The 19,523-nt window shown below is 61.5% G+C and carries 13 protein-coding genes; 4 read left to right on the forward strand and 9 right to left on the reverse strand.

What is annotated here, in order from left to right; all coding sequences use genetic code 11:
• The first annotated feature begins 44 nt into the window (after positions 1–44).
• The 3 genes from rfbA to H8A92_RS12730 all read left to right on the forward strand — a co-directional run bounded on the left by rfbA (position 45) and on the right by H8A92_RS12730 (position 2,746).
• Positions 45–956 (forward strand): glucose-1-phosphate thymidylyltransferase RfbA, encoded by a 912-nt coding sequence (gene rfbA, locus H8A92_RS12720; protein WP_229196124.1) that lies wholly within the window; start codon positions 45–47, stop codon positions 954–956.
• The gene (gene rfbB, locus H8A92_RS12725) at positions 946–2,013 is read left to right on the forward strand and encodes a dTDP-glucose 4,6-dehydratase (protein WP_229196125.1); all 1,068 of its coding nucleotides are present in this window, start codon (positions 946–948) and stop codon (positions 2,011–2,013) included. Before rfbA ends, rfbB begins: the two co-directional genes overlap by 11 nt.
• Positions 2,014–2,179: 166 nt before the next feature.
• Entirely contained in the window at positions 2,180–2,746 is a 567-nt protein-coding gene (locus tag H8A92_RS12730; RefSeq protein WP_229183803.1) for a hypothetical protein, read from the forward strand.
• 103 nt (positions 2,747–2,849) lie between these two features.
• Here the strand turns inward: H8A92_RS12730 and H8A92_RS12735 are convergent, their stop codons facing one another.
• Positions 2,850–4,094: a glycosyltransferase family 92 protein gene (locus H8A92_RS12735; protein WP_229196131.1), complete on the reverse strand. Its 1,245-nt coding sequence runs from the start codon at positions 4,092–4,094 to the stop codon at positions 2,850–2,852.
• A 225-nt stretch (positions 4,095–4,319) separates the two neighbouring features.
• Here H8A92_RS12735 and H8A92_RS12740 point away from each other — a divergent pair, with 225 nt between their 5' ends.
• Positions 4,320–5,510 (forward strand): glycoside hydrolase family 71/99 protein, encoded by a 1,191-nt coding sequence (locus tag H8A92_RS12740; RefSeq protein ID WP_229196126.1) that lies wholly within the window; start codon positions 4,320–4,322, stop codon positions 5,508–5,510.
• Positions 5,511–5,589: 79 nt separating this feature from the next.
• Here the strand turns inward: H8A92_RS12740 and H8A92_RS12745 are convergent, their stop codons facing one another.
• From H8A92_RS12745 to H8A92_RS40800, 8 genes are all read right to left on the reverse strand, one after another.
• Positions 5,590–6,513 (reverse strand): glycosyltransferase family 2 protein, encoded by a 924-nt coding sequence (locus tag H8A92_RS12745; protein WP_229196127.1) that lies wholly within the window; start codon positions 6,511–6,513, stop codon positions 5,590–5,592.
• A gap of 11 nt (positions 6,514–6,524) precedes the next feature.
• Positions 6,525–8,729 (reverse strand): glycosyltransferase WbsX family protein, encoded by a 2,205-nt coding sequence (locus tag H8A92_RS12750; RefSeq protein WP_229196128.1) that lies wholly within the window; start codon positions 8,727–8,729, stop codon positions 6,525–6,527.
• 333 nt (positions 8,730–9,062) lie between these two features.
• Complete coding sequence (locus H8A92_RS12755; protein ID WP_229196129.1) at positions 9,063–11,093, reverse strand: tetratricopeptide repeat protein; 2,031 nt, start codon at positions 11,091–11,093, stop codon at positions 9,063–9,065.
• Between the two features lie 2 nt (positions 11,094–11,095).
• Positions 11,096–12,442 (reverse strand): HlyD family type I secretion periplasmic adaptor subunit, encoded by a 1,347-nt coding sequence (locus H8A92_RS12760; protein WP_229196130.1) that lies wholly within the window; start codon positions 12,440–12,442, stop codon positions 11,096–11,098.
• Complete coding sequence (locus H8A92_RS12765) at positions 12,432–14,666, reverse strand: peptidase domain-containing ABC transporter (RefSeq protein ID WP_229183796.1); 2,235 nt, start codon at positions 14,664–14,666, stop codon at positions 12,432–12,434. The genes H8A92_RS12760 and H8A92_RS12765 overlap by 11 nt, the downstream gene beginning before the upstream one ends.
• A gap of 193 nt (positions 14,667–14,859) precedes the next feature.
• Positions 14,860–15,474 carry a class I SAM-dependent methyltransferase gene (locus H8A92_RS12770; RefSeq protein ID WP_229196132.1) on the reverse strand — a complete coding sequence of 205 codons (615 nt, stop codon included), beginning with the start codon at positions 15,472–15,474 and terminating at the stop codon, positions 14,860–14,862.
• 324 nt (positions 15,475–15,798) lie between these two features.
• Positions 15,799–17,685, reverse strand: a complete 1,887-nt coding sequence (locus tag H8A92_RS40795) for a calcium-binding protein (RefSeq protein WP_274613347.1) — start codon at positions 17,683–17,685, stop codon at positions 15,799–15,801.
• An 80-nt stretch (positions 17,686–17,765) separates the two neighbouring features.
• Complete coding sequence (locus H8A92_RS40800) at positions 17,766–19,037, reverse strand: calcium-binding protein (protein WP_274613348.1); 1,272 nt, start codon at positions 19,035–19,037, stop codon at positions 17,766–17,768.
• Positions 19,038–19,523 lie beyond the last annotated feature (486 nt).

The raw sequence follows: 19,523 nt of genomic DNA on the forward strand, positions 1-19,523 counted from the left end.
CGCACGCTATCTGTTATGTTTTGATAGTCAAATTGTGAGGGACCATGAAAGGCATTATCCTTGCCGGTGGCACCGGCTCGCGCCTCTATCCGGTGACCACTGTCGTCTCCAAGCAGCTGCTGCCTGTGTTCGACAAGCCGATGATCTACTATCCGCTGTCGACGCTGATGCTCGGTGGAATCCGCGATATCCTGATCATCTCCACGCCGCAGGACAAGCCGCTGTTCCAGCGCCTGCTCGGCGACGGCACCGAGATGGGTGTCCGCTTCGCCTATGCCACGCAGGAAACTCCGCGGGGTCTCGCCGACGCCTTCATCGTCGGACGCGAGTTCATCGGTGATGACTCCGTTGCCCTTGTGTTAGGCGATAACATTTTCTACGGCCACGGCCTGCCGAGCATGCTGTCGGCCGCCTCGGTGCGCCGGAAGGGCGCCACCGTGTTCGGCTACGTCGTCAACGCGCCCGAACAGTACGGCGTGATCGAGCTCGACGGCACCGGGCGGGCGCTGTCGATCGAGGAGAAGCCGAAACGGCCGAAGTCCAATGTCGCCGTCACCGGCCTCTATTTCTACGACAACGACGTAGTCGACATCGCCGCCGGCATCAGGCCGTCCCCGCGCGGTGAGATCGAGATCACCGACGTGAACAAGGCCTATCTCGAGCGCGGCGACCTCTATGTCGAAGTGCTCGGCCGCGGCTTTGCCTGGCTCGACACCGGCACCCACTCCTCGCTGGTCGAGGCCAGTCATTTCGTCCAGATCCTCGAGCAGCGCCAGGGCCTGCGCATCGCCTGTCCCGAGGAGATCGCGCTGCGCCAGGGTTACATCTCGCTCGAAGCCTTCGCGAAGGTGGCGCAGAAGACCGCCAAGAGCAGCTACGGCGAGTATCTGCTGTCGGTCTACCGCTCGTTCCAGGGGCAGCCCCGCACGGCGGAGGTATTCAAACATGCGGTTTAAGGGATCGACGATCTTCGTCACCGGCGGAGCGGGTTTCATCGGCTCCGCCGTGGTCCGTCATTTGCTGCGAGACACCCACGCCCGCGTCGTCAACATCGACAAGCTGACCTATGCGGCGAACCTGGCCTCCCTGCCCGGCTCCGCCGAGAGCCTGAACTATACGTTCGAAAAGGCCTGCATCTGCGAGGCCCAGGCCCTGCGCCGGCTGTTCGAGAAATATCAGCCCGATGCGGTGATGAACCTCGCGGCAGAGAGCCATGTCGATCGCTCGATCGACGGTCCCGGCGAATTCATCCAGACCAACATCGTCGGCACCTTCACGATCCTGCAGGAGACGTTGCGTCACTGGCGGACGCTCTCGCCCGAGAAGCGCGACCAGTTCCGCTTCCTGCATATCTCGACCGACGAGGTGTTCGGTTCGCTCGGCGACGAGGGGCTGTTCACCGAGACCACGGCCTATGCGCCGAACTCGCCCTATTCGGCCAGCAAGGCATCATCGGATCATCTGGTCCGCGCCTGGCGTGAGACCTACGAGCTGCCGACCCTGGTGACCAACTGCTCGAACAATTACGGCCCCTATCATTTCCCGGAAAAGCTGATCCCGCACATGATCATCAAGGGGCTCGCCGGCGAGCCGCTGCCGGTCTACGGCGACGGCCAGAACGTCCGTGACTGGCTGTTCGTCGAGGACCACGCCAAAGCACTGACCTTGGTGCTGGAGCGCGGCGAGGTCGGCGAGACCTACAATGTCGGCGGCCGCAACGAACGCACCAATTTGCACGTCGTGGAAAGCATCTGCGACCTGCTCGACGAGGTCGTGCCGGCAGCGGCAGGCCCGCGGCGCCAGCTGATCAACTTCGTCGCCGACCGTCCCGGCCATGACCGCCGCTACGCCATCGACGCCACCAAGCTCGAAACCGAGCTCGGCTGGCGCGCCGAGGAGAATTTCGAGACCGGCATCGCCAAGACGGTGCGCTGGTATGTCGACGAGCAACCCTGGTGGCGCGCGATCCTGGAGCGCGGCTACAAGGTGGAGCGCGTCGGGCTGAACCAATAACCGCCGATCTCTCCAGATCGCCGGCGTGGCTAGCCAACAGGAAACCGAGAAGCGCGACGACGATTCAACCGGATCTCATCGCGACTTGGCGAGCCACGACCGCCTTCCGACGGTGGATTGGCATCCACCAGCCAGACAGCAAATCGAGAAACCACGGGGTCCCGCCATGAAAATCGCAATGGACGCTCAGGAATTGACACTGTTCAAGAGCTTCCTGGATCTCTCGACACGTTTCCTTGAATTTGGGTCGGGAGGAAGCACCTGGCTCGCGTGTCAGACCAAGAAGGACTGGGTCATCTCGATCGATTCCTCCCTGGAATGGCTCAACAATGTCGGCGACGCCACGCGTGATGCGAGCACCAGGCCGCAGCTGCTGCATGTCGATATCGGCAAGCTGCGCGAGTGGGGTTATCCGATCGAGAAGGAAAAGGAGAGCTCCTGGCCCGACTATCACGAGCGCATCTGGGAGCGTCCGGAAGCCAAGACCGCCGACCTGTATTTCGTTGACGGCCGGTTTCGCGTGGCGTGCTTCGTGCAGTGCGTGCTTCACGGCGCGCCGGGCGCCTTCATCGCAATCCACGACTTCGAGAACCGTCCCCACTACCATTCGGTGCGGACGGTCGCGCGCGAGATCGCCCGCGCCAACAACATGTCGGTCTTCCAGAGGCCGGCAAGGATCGACGTCGATGCCGCACAAGCCTTGCTGGCGAAATACCGGCTGGAGCCGCTGTAGCTGACCAGAACCTATGTAGCCGGTCGCGACAGTCAACGATCACGTCACTGCACGAAACAACAAGGGCGCGCCGATCGGCGCGCCCTTGTTATTTTTCCCGGATTCAGCCCTGGACCAGCTTCTTCAGGTCGGGAACAAACCGCTGAATCGTCGCATCTTCCAGATCGTTGCGATCGCGTAGCGTGAAGAACTCCATGGCCCGGATCTTTTCAGGATCTCCATCGGCCAGCGGCCGGCCGCGCTCGCGCTTCTTCAGCAATTGCTGCCGTGACTTGGTATAGTAGTGATTGATCACGAGCTTGTTGCGCTTGGGAGCCGTGCAGCGTCCGCCGATCGGGAAAACCGGCGTGCCGTCTTCCGCGACGTAGCAGCCCAGAACAAGCGATTGGTGGGGATGCAGATAGGACACGATGGTGTCCGGCCGCACGATCGACTTCATGATGAAATGATCGGGGAAGTCGTCCGGAGCGCGACGCGTGAAGGACTCGATGCACAGGCCGGCCGGCCTCGCGTCGTGACCGTTCGACCCGAAATTCAGCCAATGCACCGCCACCGCCGGCGCGGCGCCGACTTCGGCCAGAACGTCCTTGATGCTGCCGGCCTCGGTCGGAAACAGGTATTCGTCGGCGTCGATGAAGGCGCACCATTCCGCACAATTGCGATAGCTGTCGATCGCATGCGAGAAGGCGCGCATCTGGCCGAATTCCCCTTCCACGAAATGATAGGTGATCATTTCGGGCCACGGGAAGGACTCGATCACGGCGCGCGTGTCGTCGGTGCTGCCGTTGTCGTAGAGGTAGAAGTGATCAACCCCGACCAGCCTGTGAAAGTGCAGCCATTCCAGGAGATCGTCGCCCTCGTTCTTGACGGCGCAGACGACGGTCAGGCCGTGCTTCTTCCGGTCGACCCCGCGATAGAGCTTCTTCGCCTCCATCACGCGGAGGAGGCCGGCGAACTCCCGGCGCAGGTTTTCGCTCTGCGGGGCCGCAACGAGCGCGGAAAGATAGACGTCCTGCGCTTCTTGTGCGGACCCCATATTGAGATCCGCGATTGCAAGGCGATGCAATACCCGTGAGTCCGACGGCAGCTGCTTGACGAGGTCGAGCAGGATTGCGCGCGCTCCGGCGAAATCACAGGCCTGCACAAGCGCCGCCGCCTTGGCAAACTGGAATTCCTTATAATCACCGAATTGCTCTTCCAACTGCTTGACCGATTGGATGAGCTCGTCGGGCTTCGGATTTGCGATCCGCCCGGAAAAGAAATCTCTGAGCCGTGTCTCGATCTCACTTGCTGGAAGCGTATCGAGATTCACGCCTGAGCTGAAACTAGACAGTGCCGGGATTTCCATGTCCAACCTGAGCCGCTCCCCACAAGATCAACAAGCAATTGCCATTGGTTTGCACCACGAATTCCCTGTTAGCGCACTTATCCTACAAGAATAAGGCTATAACACGCAGCGCTCACATTTAACTGTTGTAAGGTTATTTCGAGGGAAATCAATACAATAGAGTACGGCGCTCGATGTCATTTGCATGAAGCCGTCGCACAGGATGGGAACGATCGGAGATCGCCAATGGACAATGGGAACGAAGCAGTCCGTAAGCCGTTCGCGCTTACAAGAAGGATGTTTTTGGCATCGTTATCAGCAAGCCTCCTGCCCGGCTCGCTCAGCTTCCTGGGTTCCGGCAATCCTGCTGCGGCTGCGGCGCCATCCAGGCCTCTCGTCGGAGCCATTCGATGGGACGCGTGGTATGCGCCGGGCTCGCAGCCGACGGAAGCGATGAAGCAATCGCTCGGTCCCGAAAAATATCGTTGGCGGACGCCCTTCTTCGGGGCGCCGACCAATCCCAACGCGCTTAGTTTTTCGGCTTCGATCCAGGGCGAGATCGACAAGGAAATCGATCAGGCCATCTTTGCCGGCTTGGACTATTGGGCATTTGCCGGCTACGGGGCAAACCACCCGATGTCGAAAGCGCTGTACGCGTTCAGGGCCAGCCCAAAGGCGGCTGCAATGAAATACTGCATGTTCACGGAGCTCGGTCGATGGGGATCGGCGGCCAAGCTCTCCTCGCTGCCCAAGGAACACATCGGCCTCATGGCCGACAAGAATTACCTGAGGGTGCAGGGCGATCGGCCGCTTTACTTCCTGGGCTTCATCAAGGGCGCGGATGTGCAGCGAAGCTGGGGCGGCGTGCAAGGTCTGCGAACCCAGCTGAACAAGTTCAGATCCGACGCGAATGCAGCCGGGCTCGCCGATCCATACATCGTGCTCGCGGGAGAGGTGAAATTCCTGAGCCAGGAGGCCGCCAATATCGGCGCCGACGCGGTCGGGTCGTACGCGATTACGACGGGCAACGGCCGAGGCAGCTTTGCGGATCTCGCGAGATATGCCGAAAAAGGCTGGAATGATCTCGCCGCGAGCCAACTCCCCGTCGTGCCCACGGTGATGACAGGATGGGACCGGCGGCCTCGCATCGAACGTCCGGTGCCTTGGGAAACAAGCCAGCGTCCGGGCGATGGGGTCAACAATTTCTATACGGCTCCGACGAAGAAGGAATTGGCCGGTCATCTCGCGCAATCGATCAGTTGGGTGAACAGCCGTCCAGCGGATAGCCGGGCCCCTGCAGTGCTGATCTATGCCTGGAACGAGAATGATGAGGGCGGCTGGCTGGTCCCCACCTTTCCCTGTCAAACCGATCGCCTCGAAGCGTTGCGTGAGGTTCTCAAGGCGACGGCGCGGGCGGCGTCGAAGAACCTCTGCTAGATCGTTTCCGAGAAACGTGTGCGATCAAGGCTCCGTTCCGATTTCGTCGGAACGGAGCCAACCGGCTTACGATCCTCGATCAGCGCCAACGGATCGGCCTGGTCCGATCGTTCGATTCTGTCGTCCGATGTTCGACGTGATAGGGCGCATAGATCTGCTTCACCCAATAATTGAAGTTCGGGTGCAGCTTCACGAAATCGTAGAATGAATCGCCGAAATTGGACGGGCTGAGGCAGGTCTTGTTCTGAGGCCTCGCCGTGATTGCATTCAGGCAATACGACAGCATGCAAGCTTTCGTCTCGCTCTCTGCCACCTTGCTCAGGCTTCGGAAACTGTTGGTCGAATGAAGCCGGTACAGATAGCGGTCGGCCTCGAGATAGGTCGGCTCGACCTTGGTGACGGCGCGCAACGCGAAGTCCCAGTCATGGCAGTATTTCAGGTCGGCGAGCCAGCCCACCTGCCGCAGCAGTTCACGGCTGAAGACGAAGTTTCCGGTCGACGCGGCAATCTGCGAATCCAGAAATGTCCATGACAGCGGCGCACCCGCAATCTGCGCCCGATCGATCGCATAGCGCAGGCGGGTGGGAAACTGGTAGTTGCTGATCGACCTTCCGAGTTCGTCGATCGGCTCGACGGCCGAGAAGCCGAAGAACAGCCGCTCATTGCCGTACTGGTCAGCGAACAGTCGAACGCGGTCCCTTGAAAAGGCATCGTCCGAGTTCAGAAGAAAAATCATGTCGCCGCTGGTCAGCGACAGCGCCCTGTTCCAGGTGTAGTGGGCACCTAGATTTTGGGGGTTCTTGAGCAGCTTGCACGAGACAAAGCGTTTTCCGAACGACCTCTTCTTGATCACCTTCTGCGCGACTTCAAAACTCTTGTCCGGCGAATTGTCGTCGACGATGACGAGTTCGATATCGGCAAAGGTCTGCTGATAGACAGTCTCGAGGCATTCCTCGAGATACTGCTCGTGCTTGTAGCACGCGATGACAACGCTTGCGAGCATCGGCGGCGACCTCAACGTCTCACGATGATCGAGTGGCGGGACCTTACGAGCGCACTGGCTCCGTCGCCAACCTCAAGGACCGCGAGTTGATACTCACCATCGGGCAGGTCCCGAATCGAGAACGACAACTGGAAGCCGAAATAGCAGTCCTTGCTCTCGGCCTTCATGTACTCCTTGACGTCGACACGCTCGTGCCAGTCGACGATCAGGCAGTAGGCGCTGTTAGCCGCGCTCCCCGGAGCAAGTGCCGGCAAGACCAGGAATCCAGTTCTCTGTCGGCTGGCTTCGAAGGCATTGCCTGCACAAATCCAGCCGCGCACCAGGATTTCATAGCGCGGATCGACGATCACGCGTTCGCCGGTTTGAGAATTGATATTCTCGATGACCAGCAGCGAGCCTTCCGGATCAACAGACGCCCCTTCCGCCTCGACCGGAATGCCGCTCCTTGCGCGCTGCACCCCGGAATGCGTCAGGCCGGAGCGGTGGAGGCTTGCGAGCACCTCGACATGCGTCGAGGCTTCCTTCACCGCCCACTCGAGCTCTTGCCTGCTCAGGCAATCCAGCAGATCCGGACTATTGCGAATCTGGGATGAGATCGGCTCCGCCGACGCGACCCTTCGCACGACGTCGAGGAACGCGCGCCCGTGTCGCGAATCCGGCTCGAGATGAGCTCCCTCCGCCCACTCATTCCAGGAATTGATAAATACCAATGATTCGGAAAAGCTGTTGCCCTTGGCGCGCAACGTCGCATCGCGGAGCCAGACCTCGAACGCTTCCGGACTGGACCGGGTAAAGACGTGACCGCGCGGCCCCTTGCGCGGCGTATTATCCCAACGCGGCATCACCGCGGGAAAGAACGGGAAGTCGTAAGTCTTGCCGATCGACGATCGCATGGCGTCGACATAGTCGTACACCTTGCCGGCAAAGGTCGGCGGTGCATCGACCTCGGTCGGCGGCACTTCCCTCGTCGAGACGGTGTGCGGCGGAAACTCGATCGCAGCATCGCAATTGACGTCGCGCGGATCGAACTCTCCGAAGGTCATCGCATTGCAAATGAGGAGCTCGCCGATTCCGAGCTCCCTGGCCCTCTCGCGCCAGACCTCGAACAGGCGCTGCTTGTCCGGCAGCAATGACGGCCTGTAGATGACGATGACCTTCCGGCCATCGACGGTGATGTAACGCTCATCGAGCAGCAAGTCAGCCATGTCGTCGATGAAGCGGACGTCGTCGTCCAGCGAGTGGTTTTGCCCCAGCAGGAGCTCGGCATCCGAACCGTCCCACCGGCGCGACCAGTTCTCGTTTGCCCAGCAGATGCAGAACGGCAGGTTCGGTTCGCCGTCCTCGAGCAACAGCTGAAGCGGCTTTTCCAACAGCCTGCGCCCCTGGAACCAGTACACGTAGTAGCAGAATCCATCGATGCCGTATTGGCGTGCGAGGTCACCCTGCTGACGGCGGGTTTCCGGCAGCCGGACGTCGTAGAATCCAAGATCGGCCGGCAACCATGGGGATTCATGCGACGGAAACTGGGCGCGCATCCGCGCGACGTTGGTCCATTCGGTGAACCCCGGTCCCCACCACCGGTCGTTTTCGTCGAATGAATGGAACTGCGGCAGATAGAAGCAGATGTAGCGCACCTCCTTGGGGGAAGCGGCCGCGAGCTCGGGAACGATCCTGTTGTTATTCGGAAACAGCAGGTCGTCGTAGTCTTCGGTCGAGAAGCCCAGCGCGACGATCACTTCGCCCGATGTAAAGTTCTCGAACAGCGGTATCTCGTAGTATTCGCCGTCGCTCAGACTGATGCGGAGATAGATCTGCGCATGCTTGGGCTCGACAAGCGCGTTTCTCAGCGCGCGCGCCAGCCGACGGCGCACTCCCGGGGTGGATAGATCGATGCGAAACCCGGGGCGCCCGATCACACTCCGCGGACCAACACGAGCCGGCATCGAGCGGCCCGTCCGTCCCTCTTCGACACAGTGAGAGGCGACAAACAGCGCGATCGAAACGGTTGAGGCAGGCGCCTGGGCATCGACGATCCAACCGGAGATCCCTCGCCCCGAATATTCGAGTATCGCACCGCGCAGCCGCGAGCCCGACTGCAGATCGCTGACATCGGGATCCAGGAACAGGCTCTGCGGATGGTCGTCCTGCTGAACCGGACTGGCAACGGGCAACATATCCTTCGTATCCCTGACGCTCCGTTCGACCATCTTGTTCATTGCCACTCAATCTCCTGCCAACGTTTAACGTCGGCTCCAGTTTCTTTCCCGGTCGCGCGGAAGTTCGATCCCGAGATCACGTTGCCTGACACGCTCGAGATCGTGACCCCATGCTTCTTATCGGTCATCTTCACACAACCAGAGGTACAATGAGCATTTATTCCGCGAACACAACATTAGCGCAATCTCTCTGTCGTCGATATGAAAGCCATTGTTAGTTCTGCCTCAATTGTCACGCGGACGTGCCCGCTTCCGTGCCTTCGCGCCCAAAACAAAGCCGTTCACCATCTCGGTCATTGCCTGCATGCGACGAGATGTCCGCCTTCAATGATCTCAGCCGACGCTCTCGCCCATTGCCTGCAGACGACGCAGCGCGCCTTCGTTGTTCTTCTGCGCCGCTTGTCGATACCAGTGCAGCGCCTGATCGCGATCCTGCGCGACACCGTTGCCGGCGCGCAGCGCATCGCCAATTGCGAGCTGGGCTTCGACCATGCCCTGCTTCGCAGCGGCCTCGAACCACTCGGCTGCCTTCGCCGGATCGGCCTCGCGGCCTTGTCCTCGTCCCAGCATCACGGCGAGGTTGTATTGCGCGGTCGTGTGGCCCTGGCGCGCCGCGGCCTCGTACCATTTCACACCCTGGGCAAGGTCCTGCTCGACGCCCTGCCCGGTACAATACATAACGGCAAGCTTGAACTGAGCGGCGGCATTGCCGCCGTCGGCCGCCTTGACGATCCAGCTCGCAGCTGCCTGCGGATCCTTGAGGCCGCTCTTGGGATCGGAATACAGCAGCGCCAGTGTGTGCTGGGCCTCGACATGGCCGGCGCTTGCCGCGCGCTTGAACCACTGGGCCGCGGCCGGAAGATCGACGGCGCCGCCTGAACGTCCCATATGCAGCCCGCCGAGCTGAAATGCCGCAGCGGAATGGCCAGCCTCAGCGGCGTCGGTCAGCAGCGTGCGTGCTTGCGCAAGACGCGCTTCGGACGGATCTTCCTGGATGAGAAACATGGCATAAGCCGTCTTCGCATCGGCGTCGCCGCCGTTAGCGGCCTTGCTCAGCCACTCCGCCGCGCGCACCTGATCGCGCGGCACGCCGTTACCCGCCGCGAAGAGCCGGCCGAGTTGCACGCCTGCAGCGCTGATGCCTCCCTCGGAGGCGCGCTCGAACCACTTGATCGCGGTCGCGACATCGCGCGGCACGCCGTTGCCGTTGAGATAGAACACCGCGATGTTGTGGGCCGCCGTGGCGTGCCCGCTCTCGGCGGCGCGTTCGAACCATTTCGCCGCTTGGCGGACGCTGGGCGGAACGCCGGTGCCGGTCGCATAGAAGCGCCCAGTGAAGAACTGCGCCTGCGCATCGCCGCGCTCCGCCGCCTTCTCGTACCAATACGCCGCCTCGCGGAGATCGGGCTCGGCGGCGGTGCCGAGCGCATAGAACTCGGCGAGCGCCTGGATCGCCGGCAGATAGTCCTTCCGCGCCGCCTTCCGCAACGCGGTCTCAGCCTTGTCGAGATCCTTGGCTGTCCCTTTGCCGCTCAGCCGCATCAACGCGATGTTGTAGAGCGCGATCGTGTCGTCATGCGAGGCGGCACTCTGGAACAGCCGCGCGGCCTGTTCAATATCTTCGGGAAGCCCGGTGCCCTTGAGGCACATGAATGCAAGCGCAACCTGCGCACGTACATGTCCCTTATCCGCGGCCTTGTGATACCAGATCGCGGCCTGGGGGAAATCAACGGGAACGCCGCGGCCCTGATAATGCACGTCGCCTAGAGCGAACTCGCCGGCCGCCGCGTTCTGCTCGGCCGCGGCCTCGTACCAGCGCAAGGCTGCAGCGTGATCCTTTGCGCAGCCTTGCCCGTTGGCGTACATGTCGCCAAGAATCGCCTGCGCCTCCGCCTTGCCTGCTTCCGCTGCCACCGACATCCAGAGGAAGGCAGCGTCGAGGTCCCTCGGCACACCGATTCCATTCGGGAAAACCAGGTCGTGGATGTTGGTCGCCTTGTCACCGAGACGCGCCGCGGTGGATTGCCGCCACATCTCGGGCCTGTTCGGACCGACCGTGGCCTGGACGCCGTGGAGGTAGATCAAGCCAAGCTGGAATTGCGCTTCGGTATGTCCGTGCAGGGCGGCACGCTCATACCACGCGACCGCGTCCGGAATGTTGCCGATGACTCCTTCGTTCCTCGCATAGAGCAGCCCGATCCGGTAGTCCGCCTCCGGGTTGCCCGATCGCGACGCAAGCCGCCACTGGCGCAACGCCTCGAGATATTGCCGGTTCTCGTAAGCCTCCAGTCCCCGTTCAAACTGCGTCGAGTCTGAACGGGACGAACCGGGCCTGAACAGGTCGAGAAGGGATCGCGTCGACACCGTCATGGCTCGCGCATTGCTTCTTTGGCACTGCGCAGCATGCCGCCGAGCAGATACATCGCCACCGAGCGGGTGCCGACATTGACATCGCCCTGCAGCGTCATGCCGGGGATGAGGCGGAAATTCTTCGGAACATCCTTGAAGTTGGTTTCGTCGACGGAGCATCGCGCCTTGTAGAAGGCATCGACGGGCTTTCCGTCATCGTCGGTCGTGAACGCGCCTTCGCTGATCCAGCGTATCTTGCCCTGCGCCGTACCGTGCTCCGCTGCGTTGAACGCATCGACCTTCATGGTGCAGGGGTCGTTCGGCCGGACAAAGCCGACGTCGCGCGACAGGATCTGGATCTCGGCCTCGAGCCGGGTCTTGAGCGGCATCAGCGTGATGAAGGGATCGCCCGGCTTCAGCACGGACCCGACCGAGAGCTTGGCGAGGGTCAGGACGACCGACGGCTCGGCCGCGGTCCAGCGGACGAGGTCCTGGTGCTTGATCGCCTTGTCGTATTGCGAGCGGGCCGTATCCAGGTTGTTGCGCGTCGTGACCAGATCCTGGCTCAGCTGCGCGTTCCACTGCTCGGTGAAGGCGCTGCGATCGGCCTTCAGCGACTCCAGCTGGTGTTGCGCTTCCAGCAGGGTGTTGTGCGTGTTGTCGATCTGGCGCAACAACTCCAGCCGATTGTCCTGCGACAGGTACAGGTTCAGCTTGGATCCGCTGCCGCTTTCGGCGAGGGTCGAGCGCATGTCCTCGATCTTGCCAGCGATCTCGGCACGTTGGCTGTACCGCTCGTCGTCCTTCTTCGACTTCTGGATCGTTGCCTCGGTCTGGCTGATCTTGGAGTCGTAGCTGTTCACCTGCGCGCGATACTGCGCGACACGCTGGTCGTAGAGCGCCTTCTGCAAGGCGTTGTATCTGGTGACTTCCGGATCGCTGGACTCGCCGTATGACAACGGCTTTCCGGACAATTCGGCCTCGTCGCGGGCGACCTGCGCCTCGAGGCTCGCCATCTGCGACTTGTACTGCGTGACATCGGCCGCGGTGAACGTCGAGTCCAGGGTCGCAAGCAGTTGCCCCGTCTCGACCTGCTGGCCTTCCCGAACATCGATCGTCTTGATGATCGACGCGTCCAGAGCCTGCAGCACGTTGATCTGATCCACGGGAACGATCCTGCCGCCCACGCTCGTGATCACCCGGTCGACGCGCGTGAAGCACATGATCGCCACGATGGATACCATGAACGCCGACAGCGCGAACAGCGTCGCGCGGGCCAGCAACGGCTCGGGCGCCTCGCGGATCGCATCGGTTTCGGACTGGAACTGGCGGACGGTCGCGAGCGACGCTTGATTAGGAGACAAGGGTCGGGCTCCTGAAGTTCTTTTCGGTGCGGCCCGCCGGCACCAGATGCGTATTCTGCTGGTACCAGAGCGAGCTATAGATGTCGTTTCGTTCCAGAAGCTCGTCGTGGCGGCCGATATCGTTGACCACGCCACGATTGAGCACGAGAATCGCGTCGGCCTTCGTCAGCGACGACAGGCGGTGCGAAATGATGATTAGCGTGCGCCCCTGCGCGATCCGCGAAATGTTGGCGTTCACGATCGTCTCGCTCTCGGCATCGAGCGCGCTGGTCGCCTCGTCCAGGATCAGGATCGGCGGATTGACGATCAGTGCTCGCGCGATCGCGAGGCGCTGACGCTGGCCACCGGAGAGATTGGTGGATCCCTCGTAGATATAGGTCTCATAGCCGCGCGGCAGCTTGTCGATGAACTCCTCGGCGCCGGCCAATCGCGCGGCCCTGACGATGTCGTCGAAGGTCGCGTCGGGCTTTGCGGCGGCAATATTCTCGCGGATCGTGCCGCTGAACAGGAAGTTCTCCTGCAGCACCACGCCGACGTTGCGCCGGAGATGGTCGACGTCGTATTCGCGAACATCGATGCCGTCGACCTTGATCAGACCGCCGTAGTCGGAATGCAGGCGCTGCAACAGCCGCGTGATCGTGGTCTTGCCTGAGCCGCTCTTGCCCATCACGCCCAGCGTCGTGCCGAGCGGAATCTCGAAGGAGACATTGTTCAGCGCCGGCGACACCGCGCCCTTGTACTTGAACGTGACGCCGGAGAATTCGACCAGGCCCTTCAGCGGCGCCCTCACGCCATGGCCGGAGCGTCCCTCCTCGGCCGGCTGATTGACCAGCCTGCCGACGATCGTGACCGCGGTTCGCGCCTCGTCATACTGGTTGATGAGCTGGGCCATCTGCATCAGCGGGCCGGCAACGCGTTGCGACAGCATCAGAAACGCGAACAGCGCGCCGACATAGACCGGATCGCCGCTCGACACGGCGAGGTAAACACCGAACGCATAGGGCGCACTCACCGCCAGCCGTTCCAACGGCTTCACCAGCGTCTGGATGGCGGTTCCGGTCATGCCCTCCGCAAGACGCGCTTTGGCGACGCGCGCCACGAGCACATCCCACATGTGCCGCTGCCGCGTATCGAGCGCCAGCGATTTGATGGTCCGCATGCCGTTCAGGCTCTGGATCAGAAACGCGCCCTGCGCGCCCTCAGCGGCCAGCGTCGCCGAGGACTTCTTGCGGTAGGCCGGCAGCATCAGGACCAGCCAGGTTACGATCAGTCCGGCAAAGGCAAGCACCATCAGCGTCATGATCGGGCTGAAGAAGAACATGACGGGCAGGAAGAAGAACAACGTCGTCGAATCGAGGATAGTCCCGAACAACTGTCCGGTCAGGAAGCCGCGAATTCGAAATACCTCGCGGATGTCCCGCGAAATCAGGCCGACAGGATTCTGCTCGAAATAATCGATCGGCAGATTGAGCACCTTCTCGAACACGTAAGTCGACAGCTTGACGTCAAGGCGCGCTGTCAGACGCTGGACCAGGTACTGCCGCAGGAACGTGAAGGCCGCCTCGAACAGGATCAGCACGAACATCGCGATGCACAGCACGTAGAACGTGTTGTAGGCCTTGTAGAAGATGACCTTGTCCGAGAGCAGTCGCCAGAACATGATCGGTCCGAGGCCCATGAAGCCCAGGATCAACGCCGCGATCGCGACGTCGCGCAGGATGCGCCGTTCGCGGAACAGCAGGGCGGTGACAAAACCGAAGCTGAACGGCTGGGTCTCGTCGGAAATCTCGTAGTCGCGCTTGGCCATGACGACGTCGCCCGACCAGATGTCCTCGAAGCGCGGTTGATCGATGACGAGCAGCGCGTCCTCGCTCGCGTTCGGATCCTGCAGCACCACCCGCGAGCTGTTTTCATCTCCTTCGAGGCGCAGCAACACCATGTGGCTGCCGTCACGCAGGCGGACGATGGCCGGCAGCGCCCGCTTGAGATGGCTCAGCCCCTTCCAGTCCAGCGTGACGGCCTTGGCCGTCATTCCGGATGTATTTGCGCACTTCAGAAGCTCGGGAAGCGTGACTTCCTGGTCACCCAGAAGATTGTCGTGGATGAGCTGGGACGGGGTCAGATGCAGCCCATGCTGCCTTGCCACGATGACGAGGCAGGCGAGACCCGAGGGTGGCAACCCTTCCACCGAAGGTGCGCCGACGAGCGAGAGGTGTTTGGTCATGGATGCCTCAAAGTTTCGACTGCGCAGTTCCCGGCCTTAGCGAATGATAACTTACCACTGTTAGTTCGCTAACGCAGCATTTTCGGCACGTCGCATCAAAAAGATATGTTTCGCGACAGGCAAGAAGCCGGCCTCGAACATTTGCCGTGGACGGTTTAACCACGGAATTTGTAACATTTGTTAACATCGACAGTCACGAGGCGGCGGACACCGTCTCCCGGAAGTCGAAGCCGCAGGCCTCCAGCTGCGGCCGGATCCGCTCATCCTCGGCCTCCGGCATCAGCGCCAGCGCGCACACCTCGAAATTCTCGCTGCGCACGGAGACTGTCGGAAAGCCGGCGCTGAGCAGCAGATTTCCCATCCGCTCGGACGAAAAGCCGGTCTTGTGCGCCATGTGGTGGCGCCCCTGCTCGATTGCGCCGGAATGCCCGTAGATCATATCAAGTGGCCGGATCGGGCCGGCCGGCGAGACATAGGCGACTGCACCGAGACCGTGGATCAGCATGTGCTGAGCGACGGCCTCCAGGTCGGGCGACATGATCAGCGCGAAGCCGTCCGGCTTGAGAACCTCGCGGAACTGCATGAAGGTGGGATGAATCTCATGGGCATAGAGATGCTCCATGACGTGGGAGCACCAGATCGCATCGAACGTGGCCAACGGGAACAATCGACCGAGATCAGTGATCGATCCGACCACGTCCGGATTCACGCCGCCGTCGACGTCGAGCCGGATCTCCTCCCACTCGTGCGATGTCATGAGCGGCTGGATGCGCTTGGTCACCGTCGATCCAGCGCCGGCATTCAGCATTTTCTTCTTGGCCAATCGAGAGCTCCGCGGGTTCGCGCATTAAGCGGCTGAATTCTGCAGCGATCGTTCGTCTTGACCGAATGAGCCCGGGCCGCAGAAAGCGATCGGCCACGGTTCCCGTTGTATCAAGCGAGCACCACGGCTTTACAAAAGCTACGTGGTCCGAATGTGACCAACTAACGTCTAACATCCGTCGGCGGACATGTCCCAAACGGAACTTGTGATAGAGACCCGCGCATGTTCCAATCAGGTCCAATCGGCATGCAACAAAAGCACCGCCTCAACATGAGTTGAGGCGTCTTCGCTTGGTGCAAAGCCGGGATCCTACAGCCTGGTCGAGTGACCATCGTTGAAGATCAGGTATTCGATGTTGCTGATCTGGGTCACCTGGCCATTGCTGAAGTTGATGTCCGGATATCCGCCCTTTCCAGCGCGGATGTCGATCACATCGGTCGAGGCGTGATCCAGGAAGGTCAGGGAATCCTTGCTGCCGCCACCGCCGTCGACGGTGTCGCTGCTATGGGGATTGGACAGATAGAAATAGTCCTGACCGGCGCCGCCGACCATCGAAGCCGTACCGGTCGCGGAGCCGACGAACGACGAACCATCGTTGCCGCCGGCGACCAGCCACTGGTGGCCCGAACCGGCGACCAGCGTATCGTGGCCGGAGCCGCCACGCAGCGTGTCGTTGCGGGCGCTGCCATAGAGCACATCGTTGCCGTCATCGCCAAAAAGCACGGTCGCGCGCAATGCATCGCTGCCCGCGTAGAGCACGTCGTTGCCGTTGCCGCCGTGCTCGGAATAGGTCCCCGTACCGCCAATCAGCGTGTCGTTGCCGGCGCCGCCTTGCAGCGTGTCGCTGTTGGCGCCGGCGCCGCCAGAGAGCGACGAGCCATAGAGCACGTCGTTGCCGTCACCGCCATCAAGCATGGTCCCGTGGAACGAATCGCTGCCCGAGTAAAGCACATCGCTGCCGGCGCCGCCGTACAGTGTGTCGTTACCAGCGCCGCCAGCCAGCAGGTCGTCGCCGGCGCCGCCATAGAGTGTGTCGGCACCTCCGCCATAGAGTGAGTCGTTGCCGTCACCGCCATCGAGGATCGAGCCGTACCTCGCACCGGGCACCGCACCGTTGCCCGAGTAGAGCACGTCGTTGCCGCTGCCGCCGTACTCGGCAGCAGTCTCCTCACCACCAACCAGCAGGTCGTTGCCAGCGTCGCCATACAGCGTCTCGCTACCACCGACGACACCACCAACCAGCGTGTCGTCGCCCGCACCGCCGTCGAGCACGACCCCCAACAAGTCACGCGCGCCTGAATAGAGAATGTCGTTCCCGCTGCCACCGTACTCCGCGACAGTGCCGGCGCCGCCAACCAGCAGGTCGTTGCCGTCGCCGCCATCCATCGTGTTGGCAGCGGCAGAGCCATACAGCGTGTCGTTGCCGTCAGCGCCCCACAGCATCATCATCGAGCCTGGACGCACAAACACACCCGCGTAGAGTACGTCGTTGCCTGCGCCGCCGTAGAACTCGCAGCCGTTGCCGCCGACGCCGAGCAAGTATTGGCCTCCGACGAGGGTGTCATTCCCCGGGCCGCCGTCGAGAACCTCGTGGCCATAACCCGGACCCGCGCTCAACCAGTCGTCACCGGCGCCGCCATACAGGCTATCTTCGCCCCAGCCACCAATCAGCGTGTCGTTTCCTGTACCGCCGTAAAGCGTGCTGGGTTTGCTGTCCCCCGTGCTGCCCGACACCAGCACGTCGTCGCCGCTATCGCCATACAGTTCCGACGGGCCACCACCGAACACCGTGTCGTTGCCGGCGCCGGCAAAAACCGTCGTATCGACGATAAAATCCGTATCCCCGCTGCTGACAAAGGAGACATAGTCGTTGCCGGCGCCGGTCGCGACCAGCACCGGGCTGCTGCCGATCACGCTCAGCGTCACATCGCTGTTGGTGGCTTCGATGATCGCCTTCAGACCGGCGCCGGGGTGAACGGTATTGCTGGCGTTGGTTTCGATGAGAACGTTGGCGGCCGTATCCGGGTTGCTGATACCAGCCCCGTCCTGCACTGGGATCGTCGCGCCGTTATCCGGGCTGGTGTAGCCGATGCCCGCGCTGATCAGGTAGTCAAGAATCTCTCGCTGGGTTGCGTGATCGATCGCGGAGTGGATCGCTGCCTCGAGGCCCGTCTGGTCGAGATTGGAGGTCGCCATCGATGTAGCCCCTGAAAAAAAGCGCCGCCTCAACCTGGGTTGAGGCGGCGCCTTAAGCTCAGTGCAGAAGACCTAGCATCTTACAGCTTGGTCGAGTGACCATCGTTGAAGATCAGGTATTCGATGTTGCTGATCTGGGTCACCTGGCCATTGCTGAAGTTGATGTCCAGAGAACCGTCCTTGCCCGCGGAGATGTCGGTCACGTCGGTCGAGGCGTGATCCAGGAAGGTCAGGGAGTCCTTGCTGCCAGCACCGCCGTCGATGGTGTCGCTGCTGTGCAGGTTGGACAGATAGAAGTAGTCCTGACCGGATCCGCCGACCATCGAAGCCGTACCGGTCGCGGAGCCGACGAACGACGAGCCATCGTTGCCGCCGATCAGCGACTGGTTGCCCGAGCCGGCGACCATCGTGTCGTGGCCGGAGCCGCCATACAGCGTGTCGTTGCCGGCACCGCCGTAGAGCGAGTCGTTGCCGGCAGCGCCGTCCAGGATCGAGGCGTGCGACGCATCCGAGTTCGAGTAGAGCGCGTCGTTGCCGGCACCACCGTAGAGCTGGTTGTTGCCCGCGCCGCCGACCAGGACGTCGTTGCCCTTGTCGCCGTAGAGAACCTGGTCGCCAGAACCGCCGTAGAGCGTGTCGTTGCCGTCACCGCCATACAGGCGATCGGAGCCTGCACCGCCGTACAGCACATCGTTGCCCTTGCCGCCTTCCAGCGTGCTGGAATTACCGGCAGTGCTGCCAGACACCAGCACGTCGTTGCCGGTACCGCCCTCGAGAGTCGACGAGCTGCCGCCGTACAGCGTGTCGCTGCCGGAACCGCCGATCAGCGTGTCGGCACCGGTGCCGAACAGCAGATCGTTGCCCTTGCCGCCATCCAGCGTGCTGTGGCCGGAGACGTTGTCGATCAGGACATCGTTGCCGTTGCCGCCGGAGAGCGAGTCGTGACCGGCACCGCCGAAGATCGTGTCGTTGCCGTTGCCGGCGAGAACCGTGGTGTCACCGGTATTGTTGAGGAAGATCTGATCGTTGCCGTTACCGGTCGCGACCAGCACCGGGGTGCTGCCGTTCACCGTCAAGGTCACGTCCTTGTTGGTGTCTTCGATGATCGCCTTCAGGTTGGCGTCGGTGGTAACGGTGTTATTCGGGTTAGTTTCGATCAGAACATTGGCGTTCGGATCCGGATTGGTGATGCCGGCGCCCACCTGCACCGGGATCGAGGTGCCGTTATCCGGGCTGGTGTAGCCGATGCCAGCGTTGATCAGATAGTCAAGGATCTGTTGCTGGGTTGCATGGTCGATTGTGCCGTGGAGAGCGTGTTTGAGGTCAGTCTGGTCGAGATTGTAAGTCGCCATCGAGGTAGCCCCTCTTGGGATACGAGGATTCAAGCCGCTCGTCCGCACTTAAGCTGTTGATTCACAACTGGTCTGTTGCGACGCAGCTCAAACATGGACATACGTTACGAACTTGTTAAGTCCATTGTTAAGTCCGCAATGCCGGAGTGTCAATCAGCAATGCGCCATTAACGTCTGGTTCCATGAGGCTTTTGTGAGACTTAGCGCCAATTCGGATGCGCTATAACATTCAGCGCAAGCGATTCACAAATGTTAGCCGCGGCGCAAAAAAGGGTAGTGATTATACGGGGTTTCATCGGCTGCCGAGATTGCGCGGGAGCGTAGAATTCGCCGTTGTTGCGCGCGCTTCGACACGATTTTCCGATCTGAAAAAATATTTCTGCGCGGCGTGAGAGCTCTTCCAAAAAAGCGTCAAACTTCACAACCGGTCCGCAACCCGAGCTGTGTTATGACGAGTTCTAGAGCGGGATGGGTTTTGGTTGAATC

Source organism: Bradyrhizobium acaciae, assembly GCF_020889785.1.
GTDB lineage: Bacteria > Pseudomonadota > Alphaproteobacteria > Rhizobiales > Xanthobacteraceae > Bradyrhizobium > Bradyrhizobium acaciae.